Source organism: Microcoleus sp. BR0-C5, assembly GCF_036705045.1.
GTDB lineage: Bacteria > Cyanobacteriota > Cyanobacteriia > Cyanobacteriales > Microcoleaceae > Microcoleus.
This window is the reverse complement of sequence record NZ_JAUBTR010000004.1, coordinates 86,249-99,071: the sequence shown is the minus strand read 5'-3', so window position 1 is coordinate 99,071 and position 12,823 is coordinate 86,249. Positions and strand designations below refer to the sequence as shown.

Genomic DNA, 12,823 nt, shown 5'->3' with positions numbered 1-12,823 from the left:
TAATCCTTTTACGGAGTTGTTTGACGGGGTATTGCCAGCCCGTTCAAGGTGTCGCGAAGCTCGGCAAGGTCTTCATCGGAGAGACGGCAGGCCGTCTCGATCTTTTCAGGGATCGAGCACGCTGCCTCGCGGAGTGCCTCGCCCGCTTCTGTCAGCTCGATAAGAACGCGGCGTTCGTCCTGTTGGTCACGGGTGCGCGTCACCAACCCCGCGCTCTCCAGGCGCTTTAAGAGCGGCGTCAAGGTTCCGTTATCCATACCGAGTTCTTGCCCTACTTCCCCAACAGTGCGCGGGGTGCCCTCGTAGAGAGCCAGCATGACCAGAAACTGAGGATAGGTCAGGCCCAAAGGCTCAAGAAAGGGCCTATGAAGCCGAATGACGCGGTTCGACGCACTATAGAGGGCAAACGAAAGCTGCCTCCCCACCTGTCGCCGTTGGTTGATGTTCGAGTTGTTATCCATTTAAAAATCCAGTCAACAACTATTATATAGCGCACTACATAATAGTTCAATACCTATAATTCACTTTTTTCTGGACCAGTCTTGCACCCATTGCCATGCGTTGCACCAAGGCGACGGTACGAAGATTCTTCCACACTGCCCACCGTTGCCAGCGCGCACCGTTCCCCCTGACGTTCGCGGAGGCGATCGCTGCGACTACCGCTGGCACTTCATTCAACAAATGACCTGACTCACAGCAGCTTGTCCGGCGTAATCGGCAGGTCCCTGATGCGTTTGCCCGTGGCATGAAAGACAGCGTTGGCGATCGCCGCCGGGATGCCCACCATACCGAGTTCGCCCATGCCCTTGACACCGAGCGGATTGACGACTTTATCCTCCTCCTCAACGAATATCGTATCGATCTCCAAGACATCGGCATTAACCGGCACGTGATAGTGCTGCAAATTCGGATTCATAATCCGCCCGTAACGGTGGTCGATTTCAGTCGCCTCTTGCAGCGCCATACCAATGCCCCACACAACGCCGCCGATTTCCTGGCTGTGCGAGGCCTTCGGATTCATAATCTTGCCGCAGGCGCTTACTTCAATTGCGCGCGTAACGTGGACAGTCCCCACATCCGGATCGACCTTCACTTCAACGAACTGCGCGCCGTGCGCCAACGTCGCATACTTCTGGCGATCCTCTGAGGGACGCGACTCGAATGTTTCCGTGATTGCGGTGAGATTATTACGCTTCATCACTGCGGAGATGTTGACGGAACGATCCGGGTCGGTTATTAGTCGCAGTTGCCCGTCGAGCATCTCGACATCGGAGGAGGCTGCCCCCTTGAGCGGAGAATTCGGTTCCTGGTTCGCGAGGGCGAGCAACTTCGTGCCGATCGCCAGAGCCGCCCCCCGCACCGCCGAGCCGACGCTCGCCGTCGTCCAAGATCCCCCCTGCGACGGCGCTCGAGGCAACTTCGTGTCGCCGAGTGCAAATTTCACCTGCTCCAACTTCAGCCCCAGATACTCGGCAGCGATCATCGTCATCACCGTGTAGGTGCCGGGTCCGATGTCGCTGGTCGCACTTGCGACTTGCGCCGTGCCGTCCACCCGCAGCGTGACGAGGGCGGCAGCAGGCATCTGGAAAGCGCCCCAGACCCCGGTCGCCATTCCCCAACCGACGAGCAGGCGTCCGTCACGCATCGATCGGGGCTCGGACTTGCGATTCTTCCAACCGAATTTTTCCGCGCCCAGCCGGTAGCACTCCCGCAACGCCTTGCTCGAAAATGGCTTGCCGCTCTCGGGGTCGGTTTCGGCATAGTTGATCAGCCGAAGTTCGAGGGGGTCGATTCGCAGCGCGTAGGCCAGCTCGTCCATAGCGCATTCGAGCGCGAACATCCCGCTAACAGCCCCCGGTGCGCGCATCCAGGTCGGGGTGGCGAGATCCGTGTTGGTAATCTTCAGCGGCGCGTAGAGATTCGGGCACGCGTAGACTTGGCGCGTGAAACCCGTGGTGTTGTCTGAGAACTCCTCGATGGTGGAGGTGTTGTGCACGGCTTCATGAATCATCGCCGAGAGCTTTCCCGATCGCTCCGCGCCGAGGGCGATCTTCTGAATCGTGTGCGGACGATAACCGTGGCCAGTGAACATTTGCGTGCGCGTATAGACAACCTTGACCGGGCGCTTGAGTTCGCGCGCCGCCATCGCCGTTAGCGCCGGATAATAGTTCGGGCGCAGCGACGCTCCAAACGCCCCGCCGACGAAGGGCGAGACCACGTTCACGTTTTCCTCGGGCAGACCGAAGCTCGAAGCCAAATGTTCGCGCACGCCATAGACCTCCTGCGTCTTGTCGAAGACCGTTAGCTTGTCGCCTTGCCAGACCGCGATCGCCGCGTGCGGCTCCATGGGGTTGTGGTGCTCGATCGGGATGCGGTACTCGGCCTCTACCTTCACGGCCGCTGTACGCATCGTCTCTTCGGGATTACCGCGCCGCTTCGGAGGCGGCTCTTTAGTGGGGACGCGCGCGATCGATCGCACCGCCTCAGTGTCGGTCATGTGCTGCTGTGAGTTGTAGGAGACTTTAACGAGACGTGCCGCATAACGTGCCTGCTCGAATGTCTCGGCGACGACGAGTGCCACGGGCTGCATGTTGAAGAAGATTTTGTCGGACTGGAGCGCCCGAAACGACTTGTCTTCCTCCTCGGTGGCGCTGGGCGGGGACTGCTCCGTGGAAGACTTCGGACCAAGCTTCGGTGCGTTCAGGTGCGTGAAGACGCGAATTACGCCGGAGGCGCCTTCAGCCTCACGGGTGTCGATCGATTTAATCGTACCCTTTGCTACGGTTCCCAGCACGATAAAACCGTAAGCGAGATTGGGAACCTGGAATTCCGCCGCGTATTTAGCCTTGCCCGTAACTTTGGCTGCGCCGTCCACGCGGCTCATTTCTTTTCCGATGTATCTTGCCATTTCGTTTCTCCTCCCTACTTATATCAACTCCGCTAGCATCGCCGGGCGTCAAATCGAATCAACAGTCAATACTCAAGTATCATTCAGTTTTTCGACCCCTCCTTCAACAGTCAACAGTCAACAGTCAACAGTCAACAATAATTCCGGTGCAACCGGAATTGATATTAGGCCGCACCGCTCGTCAACGCTTGCTGCAAAGCCAGAACAATGGCGCGTTTTCCGAGTTCGACTTTATAACCGTTATGTTCAAGCGGTTTCGCATCTTTCAAAGCCGCAACGGCAGCAGCCTGAAAAGTTGTTTCCGTCGCAGGTTTTCCAATCAGAACCTTTTCCGCTTCGGCTGAACGCCAGGGCTTATGCGCGACGCTGCCCAAAACAACACGTGCCTGTTTGATGGTGTTGCCGCTTGTTTCTAAAGCAGCAGCCACAGCAAGCAGTGCGAAAGCATAGGAAGCGCGATCGCGGACTTTTAGGTAATAAGACTTATTGGCGAAGTTATTCTTCGGGATTTCGATCGCGACGATCAATTCCCCATGCTGAAGATTGTTATCTTTTTCAGGCGTGTTACCCGGCAAGCGATGAAAATCCTGGACCGGGATTGTGCGTTCTTGCCCGTTCGTGCCGCGAATCCTCACTACCGCGTCCAGCGCATAAAGCGCATTCGCCATATCGCCCGGATAAGTCGCCACGCATTTGTCGCTGTAGCCAAAAATGGCATGAATGCGATTGAGTCCCTGAAGCGCTCCGCATCCGCTGCCCGGTTCGCGTTTGTTGCAGGGCATAGCGATGTCGTAAAAATACTGGCAACGGGTGCGCTGCATTAAATTTCCCCCGTTGGTCGCCATATTGCGAAGCTGGGCGGAGGCACCGGCTAAAATCGCCATTGACAGAAGCGGGTAATTTTGCCGGATCAGCGGATGGTTGGCCGTGTCGGTATTTTTGGCTAAGGCGCCGATCGAAATTCCGTTCGAGGTCGATCGAATTTCCGCCAGATTCAAACCTGAGATGTCAACAAGTTCGCTGGGACGCTCGACGTATTCTTTCATCAAATCAATCAAATTCGTCCCGCCTGCCAGAAACGTTGCCGTTTGATTCGCGGAAACGGTGCCAACGGCGCTTGCCGCATCGGTGGCGCTGGAATATTTAAACGGTTGCATCGGCTTTGCCCTCCTCGTTTAATGCAGCGGCAATTTCTTCATCGCTGGCAAAATGCCAAGCCTGGGCTGTTTCGCGCCCGGACTGAACTTCTCTGATTGCCGCCACGATTCCCGGATACGCGCCGCAACGGCAAATATTGCCGCTCATGCGTTCTCTGATTTCTTCATCAGAGAGTGCTACATTCTGCGTGCTCGTCCGCAAATTGTTAGTGACGTGACTCGCGTCGCCGTTTTTGGCTTCCTGCAGCAGCGCCACCGCAGAACATATCTGCCCCGGCGTGCAGTAGCCGCACTGGAAGCCGTCGTGTTTGATGAACGCCGCCTGCATCGGATGAAGATTGTCGCCGTCAGCGATCCCTTCGACGGTCGTCACCTCTTTCCCCTCGCAGCTAGCGGCAAGTGTCAGACAAGAAAGCACGCGGCGTCCGTCAACGATCACCGTACAAGCGCCGCACTGTCCTTGATCGCATCCTTTTTTGGTGCCGGTCAATCCAAGTGTTTCGCGCAGGGCGTCGAGCAGGGCCGTGCGCGAATCCACTTCCAGGCGTTGGGCCGAGCCGTTGATTTTCAAAAGAACCTTAACGGCGTTTTCAACCCCAGGGGTCTGGGCGAACACCGCGTCGGGCGCAGCGGCGAGGGTGGCAAAGGCTTCCTCTTTAGCCAGCAGGTGGAACGCGAAGGTGCCGAGTAGGGCAGCCATGCTTTGCCCCAAGAATTTGCGGCGAGCAGCGCCGACAATACCGAGTTGGTCGAGCAGTGTTTCTTCGTCCGCGCTGAGCTGCGAATCGCTCTCGGTTGAACTGAAATCTTTCCGTTCTTGATTATCGTCCATTATTCTCCTTGCAAAATTCTCAAACAATCCCTGGACAAGCGTTTGTTTTTCGCGCCGACTCTTCTAACGCTCTGCACCCACCGAAGGCGCTTCTGTGCAATATTTATTTACAACCTGTCCCAATTTGCAGGTATCTCGGCGGCCACGCGTATTGAACCAATATCATCCATTCCAAGCTAAAGAGGATCGAGCCCCGGCTATATGTTCTTCCTTTCCAGTTAGCAAGGCGAATAAGGCGTATTCCACGGGATGAGCATTCCAGAGTTCTATGATGTGTTCCTTCATATAAGACCATACGAGCCCACCAGCACTTTGGTAATGCTCAAGCACATCCTGGAGAACTTGCTCGCCGAAGATGGCATAGAAACAGACGAAATCCTTGGCAGGATCGCTTACTGCGGCTTCTGTCCAATCGATTAGTCCCATCAAATTTCCGTCTTTGTCAACAAGCGTATGACCGGGGTGAAAGTCTCCGTGAATCAAAGCCGAATGCTGAGGCCACAAGGCATCATTGGCAATCCAGTCCTGCCAACGTGCCCAGCGTGTATCAGAAACACCAAGCAGTTCTCTGGTCTTCTCCATATTCTCTGCCATAGATTGCCGCACTCGATCGACTGTTTGAACTCGGATACTGAATTGTTTCACTACCTCAAGGTGTGTTCTGTGGAGTTGCGCCAGTGTTTTTGCCACCGAAGAAATGTATACAGCAGGCGGAGACTTCGGATCGATGTACCATACATAATCGCCGATATCTGGATCTATGGTTCCGGCAGGAATTCCCTTTAATAGCGGATAGGCAACGAGTTCATCCGAAACAATTTTCCAGACGGGAACGCTCACATCGACTTGGCTTTTAACCAGTTCAAGAACTTCTCTTTCATAATACATACGCTCAAGAACATCAAGTCTTCTGGGAAATCGCAATACCCATTTGCTATTATCCTCTTTGGCAGTAGCAAACGCAGTTATGAAGTCCATTCCGGATTTGTTAATATTTAAGTTATTTGCGTCCAAAATGAAGCCATTTTTGTCGGCAATGCTAAGTATTGTCCTGATTTGGTAGTCTTCACTAACAGATTTAGTCATTTTAAATTCGCTGCTTCATGAGCATTGCCTAACATCTATAGCGATCCTAAATCATTTGTGAATTTCTTACTCCCTCCCCGCGAGTTCGGGGAGGGCTGGGGTGGGGTAAAAAATTTACGACTCATTTAGGATTGCTATATATCAGGCGTTTACCTCAAATTAGCCCAACGTAACATCAATAATATATAGCCGCACTACACCAAAGGGCTAGAATGTGAAATCAAGGGCGACATTATTGGATTCTACTTTGTTAGAATGACGACCCTGGCGCACTGTACTGCTCGTCGCTGACCTGTTCCATCCAGTCGGTACTCTTGCCGTCGAGCTGTTCCACGATCGCGATATGCGTCATCGCGGTGTTTGGCGAGGCTCCGTGCCAGTGTTTCTGACCGGGCGGAATCCGGACGACATCTCCTGGCCGGATCTCCTCGATCGGGCCACCCCAGCGCTGCACCCGCCCGACACCTGCTGTCACGATCAATATCTGACCGAGCGGATGGGTGTGCCATGCCGATCGAGCACCAGGCTCAAATGTAACGTTGGCGCCAAACGTGTTTGCTGGAGCGATCGCCTCGAACAGAGGATCGACGCGCACCGAACCCGTGAAGTTTTCGGCTGGCCCCTTCCGCGAGGGCACAGAGCCGCTTCGCGTGATATTGATTGTCTGCAAATCTTGCATTGGCGCGGTCTGGGGAGCACCGGACCCCTCGGCGGTTCCTGCCGGATTTGCTTGGGCCGAGGCCGAAGCGAGCAGAGAAAGCGATATGACCGTTGCGGTGAGCAGTTTCATCCTTTGAATTCCTTTGGCTACCCCAATTGTAGAGATCGAGCACTTAGCGCCTGCTCTATCAATAGGGATGAATTTTTTAAGAAGCAAGGTTCGCCTTGATGCCCTTTTGGTTATCAGTAGGCGAATCTCTTGCCGAATCAAAACTGAGTTTAGTTTTGTATAAAAATCCAGAATGCTTACAAGAAGCCGAAATGGTTTTTCATTGCTTTGGCTTCATTCTAAGAATCCTCAAGGCCAAGCAATAGAACGATCGTCTAAGATTGTTGTACAATCCTGCAAACTTAGAAATAAACGCTGCCAAAACGAGTGGAAAGCCCGATATGGAGTTAATGAACAACCCGCAGGCAAAGCGTGAGGCAGATAGAGCGCAAGCCCACACAGACGAACTGACTGAACGGATTGCACAGGCGATCCGTCATGATGGGACGATTGAGCCGCTCAAAGGATTGCACTTCTACCGCTTCTCCTCACCTTCGGAATGCGTTCATAGTGTCTCTATCCCTGCCTTTTGTGTCATTGCTCAGGGCAGCAAAGAAGTTCTTCTGGGCAGCGATCGCTATCTGTACGACCCTTTGCATTATTTGCTGTCTACGGTAAAACTGCCGATCGCCAGCCAAATTTTAGAAGCAACCCAGGAAAAACCGTACCTAGGCCTTCGTCTCGATCTCGACCCTACCCTAGTTGGCTCAGTCATGGTGGAGGCAGGCGATCCCTCACCACAAAGGGATGCCAATGTAAAAGCGATCGACGTGAGTCCGTTGGATGCAGAACTGTTAGATGCTGTGGTACGGCTCGTCAGGCTGATAGATTCCCCGGCTGAAGTCCATGTGCTCGCACCGCTAATTAAACGGGAAATCATGTATCGCCTTCTCATGGGAGAACAAGGTGGCCGGCTCTGTCATATTGCAGTTCTGGGTGGCTCTACCCACCAAATTGCTAGAGCAGTCGATCGACTTCGTAAAGACTTTAACCAGCCGCTTCGGATTGAAAGCATCGCACGAGAGCTTGGAATGAGTGTATCGAGCTTCCACCATCACTTCAAGTCTGTCACTGCCATGAGTCCCTTGCAGTTCCAGAAGCAACTGCGGCTCCAGGAAGCTCGCCGTCTGATGCTGGGGCAAAACCTTGACGCTACCAGTGCTGCTTACCGTGTGGGTTATGACGATTCCTCGCACTTCAACCGAGAGTACAAGCGGCTCTTTGGTATACCACCGATGCGCGATGTGGAGCGACTGCGAGAAGCTGCTAGGGAGATTGCGAGTTCAAAATAGATATCCTCAAGATGCCCTTAAGACGGTGGAAGATGAAGATGAGGAAATTCCGTTTTAAGCCAGGATTAAGGCAAGCGTGTCACACTTAAATCTACTTGTAAGGATTTAGTAAATTACCTGCCTCCTGCCGACACCCCTCAATATAATTTTTTAAAGTAGCTAGGGAGTTCTCAGGTGTTGATTTAAGCCCTGAACCAAAAACACTCTTAATTGCTGTATCACATTCTCGAACAGGAACAATGAGCTCCAGAATAGTCTCAAAGCCATCGGCTTCAATATTTCTGAGAACAAGTTGCTCTAAGCACCATAATCTATGATTGAGAGATTCTTGAATGATAGGTAAGTTAACTTTTGCTAAGGCTTTGATGAATCTTTTATCTCCGGTAAAAATCTGAGCAGATTTATCTTTTTGGAGAATTTGTATAGCATGACTTGTGAGAATGGCTTCACCTTTATCGATATTTTCAATATTAGATAATTGAATAAAAATTTCTTTGTCAATATCAGATTCAGATATTTTTGGTAAAGTCTTAGTAAGGTAAAGAACTTGTTTATATTTAATCAAATGATCTTCGGGTTTTCGACTTTTCCCTCTTTCAAATTTTTTCCAATCGCCTTCAAATTTATATTGTGCCGTCTCTAGGATATTAACTTGCTCAGAACTAGCATCAAATAATTGAAGAGTCTTATCGAATAGCTGGAATGTAGCAAGCTTTTTGATGATGTCATTATCGATGCAATAGATACAAGCAGACAAAACTATTCTCCTAAAATCTGGTCTAAGTAATCAGCATTATCATCACTTAATTCCTCCCAATTTAGATGCTGCTCTAAAAATTGGTTAATAGTCTTGTGTCCTTCTTTAGCAGAATCGATTAAATTTACACATCCCATAGACAATGCAAAATAATCTTTATTATACCAGCCATAATTTAAAGCTAATGCAGATGGATCAATAGTTGAGTCACTTTGAAGAAGTTGAGTAATTTTATTCTTTAGGTCTTTTGCATTCTTAAATTTTTTCTTGCCGACGGAGTTGTCAAAACTGTTGACTAGCAGTTTAACTGCAAACTGATTGCTATCTTTTTCTTCTCGATCATTACAGTCTTGCTTAATATCATCATCAATCAAAATACCTTCTTCAATATGACCAAGGGCGAGATGACCCAGTTCATGGGCAAGATCGAATGCTAGACATACCGGTTGTTTATTACCACTACTCAAGACAATCACCGGATGATCGGCTTGCCATTGGATCATGCCTCTAATTTTGCGGGTATTTCTAGGGTAATTCTTAAAATAGACAACAGCGATACCATGTGCCCAACAGTAATCGAGCAAGCTGTATAAAGTGACTTGAGGATGTTTGGCAACTATCTCTGAACGAACTTGATGAGGGTCGGATGGGATGGGCTGAAATTCGAGCTTTATAGTATCAGCGACCACTTCCGCAACCCTTGAGGCAAGTTGATGGGCCACGTCAGGTACGTCTGCTTTATCCTGTTGATGGTACTTGAACTTGGTATGGAGTAAGGGCTTAAACTGAGGCTTCTGATCCTCGGCTAAAAGACTCTTGAGGTCTAGGTGCAGACGTTGGGCAATATGACCAGCACCCTCTAGGACGGCGACGGGTTTATTGTCTAGTTCTTCATTCCACCAACTGGGCAAACCTTTTTCTTTAACGAAACGTTTTGAGAAACCGATCGCCGAGAGTTTTTTATAGAGAACAGACATTGATAATGTTTGTGTCATTGGTTTGCCCTCCGTATGAGAATTGGCGTAATATCATTGTAACCTAATTGCAGAGAATTTGGCTACTAGATTTTTTATAAAGCGTTGTTCTCTATCCTACCAGAGGATAAACTTTCGCAAAAGCAACACCAAAGGAAAGTTACAAACCCGAACGATTCCGCTCCTTTCGTCTTGGCAACCTAACACTTGTCCCATCTACCTATTTCCTAGTCGCCACCGCTGCGCCTTTGCGGTTAATTTCAATCACCCATATTTAACCAAGGTGGGCAAATAATGCCCACCCTAATTCCTACTTCCCTACCGTGAAATACTCATTTTTAGCATACACGCTAATAATGCAGTCGCCGACTTCAAAAAACATCCCCTCTTGCTCATCTTTAGAAAATTGCAAATTCCCATACTTAGCACCAATTTCATCAGCAGTAGCAGCTTGTGCCTCCATTTCATCGGGGATAAGTCCGGTAGAACCGATGTAGAAAACCAGTGGGGAAACTTTCTCGCCATAAACTTTTTCAGCGTAGGTTTCCAGTCGCTCGTTGGCATTAGCTAAAGCAGCGACAAACTCATCTCGCTTCACATCTTCTCCCTGCCATTTCGCTTGCAAAAACCGCAGCAAACTATCTGCACCCACTTTGGCTAAAGTAGCGCTAACAATTCCGTTATCCTCCAATCCCAAAAACTCATCGAAAATCAGTTTCATCAAGTCGTCAACTTTGGTAATTTTTGTGCGGGCTGACAGCGTTTTGTGTGCGAAGACAACAGGCTCATCTAACGTGATGTCAAATGTCGGTTTTGCTAGCTTTTCGCCCGTGTTTTTGTGGTAAACTTCATAAAGGCGATCGAGAAATTTGTTAGCCGAGTGCAATTTGCCGAAGTTGAGGATGTTTTTGCTGCCGATGTCGATTTTGTAGCTGACTCGCGAATCTACTGAACCGTTGGCGATCGCACTTTTCAATTCCGTGTATTCCGTCGTCGTCGGAAAATTGATGTAAAGGCTTTTTGACAGATAATGCTGTTTCAATTCTTCTAATTGTTCCGCTGTGTAAGCCTCGGATTCTTCCTTCAAATGAGCGGAGAGAATGCTAGAGAGAATTTTGATTTCTGCGAGTTCCTCAAACACTCCGTCAAGGCTGCTGTAACGTCCGTCAAAAGGCACTAGCGGCAAACTCTCTAACTTAATGTCATACTCGGAATGGAAGTCAAATTCTGCCACAGGCGAACCGTCTTTTTCCAGGACACCTAATTTGTTGAGCAAATCAAACACTGGTTTGCTGCTGATTTTGGTTCGCAGCGACTTAATATTAACTTCGCCGTCGCTGACAATGGTATAATTGTTGAAAGTATTGAGGTCTGTAACTAGAATTCCCGCCACTTCTGCGATTAAAGTTCCATCCTCAACTTTTACCAGCTTAGCTTTTCGAGTAATCAGCATATTGATGGTAGCGGTATTTTGATTGATGGCAAATGAACCCATTCGCACGTATTCGCCACCATCTAAGAATTCAGTTTTCAGCCAAGGCTTGACAAGGTTGCCGTTTTCGTCTCGCTTTCCCTCAATTCGCTTCAAACCTTTTCGCTGATAGTTTTCTTGCAAGTGTTTTAAGTTGATAATAATGCTGTTGCTGTTTTCCTCCAATATCTTGACTAACTCCAGCAGGGAAATTTTATCGCTGACTTTTACCCGATCGCCAATTTCATGATTTTTCAACACATCAGGCGCAAAAACAGCCTGTTCCAAATCTTCCGTAAACTCCGCTATTTGGGCATTTGTCAAAGCTTTCGCGTGTTTTTCCGTCAAAGTAGCGTCGAAGGTGCTCGCCAGTGCATACTTAGCCGTATTTAAATTGCCGTCAGCGAGGTTAGCTTTCGCAAAAGCCAACACTGAGTCATCAGTTTGAGAAACGGGAACATCTACTTTGTCATACTCATCTTTGGCGACTTTCTGATATTTGTAAAACAGTCCCCGATCGTCTGCTTTCAGCCCGCAGATTTTCAGCGTGCTCGATGAACCGTTGATTTTTTTCCCACTTTTGGAAACAAAAACTTGATAATCGTATTCCTTGATTAACGGTTCTTCCAACGGCGGCGCCACGGAACTGCCTAACAGTTTTGTGCTGTCGTAAAGAGCATTATAAACCATTTTGACTTCGCCAGCGCGGATGCAATTTCCCGATAATGTGTTGGCGATTTTGGAGAGAAGTTTGAAGTCAGCAGAGGCATAGGATATCGTGTTAGCAAACACATCCATGTTTTTAAGTTCTTCGCAAATTTCCCCTAGTTTTGCAGCTTCCGAATTGGCACTGGGGTCATTTGCATAGCCGTCTGTGTGCAAATTGATCGCTGTCATTTCTCCCGCTTTAACCAGAGATTTAGCAAGTTGCATCGACTGCGATATACAGGTACAGCCAGCCGTGTGGATTTTTTGAATTTCTTTGATGTATTGAGAGTCAAACTTCAGCACTTCTTGAATAGGAATTCGCTGGAAGTGACAAATTACATCCCCCTTGTCAGCATAGGAAATCAGGCTGACAATTAGCTGGTAATTGTTGTATTCGTCTAAGGTCAAAAGCTTGATTAGGGTTTCTTTCAGCGGTTCTAAGTCATAATACATTGAGCCGGAACGGTCGATGATGATGATGCTGTGAGCGACGGATTTTTCTGGGAGATCACCGGGCTTTCTTTCTAAATTAATGCGATCGACTAGATAGAAAGCCTTTGCGTTTCGGGCAAAATTGTAGAGGGTAAATTTGGTGCGAGTATTGGAGGCTGCTTGGCTGCTGGAACTTTTAACTTGAGATGATTGTTTTGCTTGCCGTGCCATAGTTGTCACCTATGTTGATTTATTCCTCAACTTTATGATTACACGCGCTTCTGTGGATGTCAAGGCCTGTCTGAAAAATTATCTGGGAGGGTGAATAACCATTTATATTTAGCGCCGCGGTGCCAGGGAAAACTGCGGCGGTAGGGTAAAGGTGGGTAGTTTTGGCAAAAGTAGTGGATCTGCGTAAATATTTAGTAAAGATTTAG

11 protein-coding genes are annotated in these 12,823 nt (G+C 49.3%); 1 reads left to right on the top strand and 10 read right to left on the bottom strand.

Features of this window, described 5'->3' with window-relative positions; all coding sequences use genetic code 11:
- Positions 1-8: 8 nt before the first annotated feature.
- The 7 genes from QUB08_RS03185 to QUB08_RS03155 form a co-directional block, all read right to left on the bottom strand.
- Entirely contained in the window at positions 9-461 is a 453-nt protein-coding gene (locus QUB08_RS03185) for a MarR family winged helix-turn-helix transcriptional regulator (RefSeq protein ID WP_333223428.1), read from the bottom strand.
- Positions 462-507: 46 nt separating this feature from the next.
- The gene (locus tag QUB08_RS03180) at positions 508-678 is read right to left on the bottom strand and encodes a hypothetical protein (RefSeq protein WP_333223427.1); all 171 of its coding nucleotides are present in this window, start codon (positions 676-678) and stop codon (positions 508-510) included.
- A gap of 13 nt (positions 679-691) precedes the next feature.
- Positions 692-2,884: a xanthine dehydrogenase family protein molybdopterin-binding subunit gene (locus tag QUB08_RS03175; RefSeq protein WP_333223426.1), complete on the bottom strand. Its 2,193-nt coding sequence runs from the start codon at positions 2,882-2,884 to the stop codon at positions 692-694.
- Between the two features lie 188 nt (positions 2,885-3,072).
- Complete coding sequence (locus tag QUB08_RS03170) at positions 3,073-4,065, bottom strand: xanthine dehydrogenase family protein subunit M (RefSeq protein WP_333223424.1); 993 nt, start codon at positions 4,063-4,065, stop codon at positions 3,073-3,075.
- Entirely contained in the window at positions 4,052-4,897 is an 846-nt protein-coding gene (locus tag QUB08_RS03165) for a 2Fe-2S iron-sulfur cluster-binding protein (protein ID WP_333223422.1), read from the bottom strand. The genes QUB08_RS03170 and QUB08_RS03165 overlap by 14 nt, the downstream gene beginning before the upstream one ends.
- 162 nt (positions 4,898-5,059) lie before the next feature.
- On the bottom strand, positions 5,060-5,983 hold the full coding sequence (locus tag QUB08_RS03160) for a macrolide 2'-phosphotransferase (RefSeq protein WP_333223420.1): 924 nt from the start codon (positions 5,981-5,983) through the stop codon (positions 5,060-5,062).
- A gap of 250 nt (positions 5,984-6,233) precedes the next feature.
- A complete protein-coding gene (locus QUB08_RS03155; RefSeq protein WP_333223418.1) occupies positions 6,234-6,773 on the bottom strand; it encodes a (R)-mandelonitrile lyase in 540 nt (179 codons plus the stop codon).
- 320 nt (positions 6,774-7,093) lie between these two features.
- Between QUB08_RS03155 and QUB08_RS03150 the strand changes: the two genes are divergently transcribed.
- Complete coding sequence (locus tag QUB08_RS03150; RefSeq protein ID WP_333223416.1) at positions 7,094-8,044, top strand: AraC family transcriptional regulator; 951 nt, start codon at positions 7,094-7,096, stop codon at positions 8,042-8,044.
- Between the two features lie 91 nt (positions 8,045-8,135).
- Here the strand turns inward: QUB08_RS03150 and QUB08_RS03145 are convergent, their stop codons facing one another.
- The 3 genes from QUB08_RS03145 to QUB08_RS03135 form a co-directional block, all read right to left on the bottom strand.
- Positions 8,136-8,801: a hypothetical protein gene (locus QUB08_RS03145; RefSeq protein WP_333223415.1), complete on the bottom strand. Its 666-nt coding sequence runs from the start codon at positions 8,799-8,801 to the stop codon at positions 8,136-8,138.
- 2 nt (positions 8,802-8,803) lie between these two features.
- Positions 8,804-9,796, bottom strand: a complete 993-nt coding sequence (locus tag QUB08_RS03140) for an ImmA/IrrE family metallo-endopeptidase (RefSeq protein WP_333223413.1) — start codon at positions 9,794-9,796, stop codon at positions 8,804-8,806.
- Positions 9,797-10,085: 289 nt separating this feature from the next.
- The gene (locus tag QUB08_RS03135) at positions 10,086-12,617 is read right to left on the bottom strand and encodes a VWA domain-containing protein (RefSeq protein ID WP_333223411.1); all 2,532 of its coding nucleotides are present in this window, start codon (positions 12,615-12,617) and stop codon (positions 10,086-10,088) included.
- Between the last annotated feature and the right edge of the window lie 206 nt (positions 12,618-12,823).

Coding starts and splice junctions, on each gene's coding strand:
- QUB08_RS03185 (WP_333223428.1), bottom strand. CDS start 461: ATGGATAACAACTCGAACATCAACCAACGGCGACAGGTGGGGAGGCAG.
- QUB08_RS03175 (WP_333223426.1), bottom strand. CDS start 2,884: ATGAGCCGCGTGGACGGCGCAGCCAAAGTTACGGGCAAGGCTAAATAC.
- QUB08_RS03170 (WP_333223424.1), bottom strand. CDS start 4,065: ATGCAACCGTTTAAATATTCCAGCGCCACCGATGCGGCAAGCGCCGTT.
- QUB08_RS03165 (WP_333223422.1), bottom strand. CDS start 4,897: ATGGACGATAATCAAGAACGGAAAGATTTCAGTTCAACCGAGAGCGAT.
- QUB08_RS03160 (WP_333223420.1), bottom strand. CDS start 5,983: ATGACTAAATCTGTTAGTGAAGACTACCAAATCAGGACAATACTTAGC.
- QUB08_RS03155 (WP_333223418.1), bottom strand. CDS start 6,773: ATGAAACTGCTCACCGCAACGGTCATATCGCTTTCTCTGCTCGCTTCG.
- QUB08_RS03150 (WP_333223416.1), top strand. CDS start 7,094: ATGGAGTTAATGAACAACCCGCAGGCAAAGCGTGAGGCAGATAGAGCG.
- QUB08_RS03140 (WP_333223413.1), bottom strand. CDS start 9,796: ATGACACAAACATTATCAATGTCTGTTCTCTATAAAAAACTCTCGGCG.
- QUB08_RS03135 (WP_333223411.1), bottom strand. CDS start 12,617: ATGGCACGGCAAGCAAAACAATCATCTCAAGTTAAAAGTTCCAGCAGC.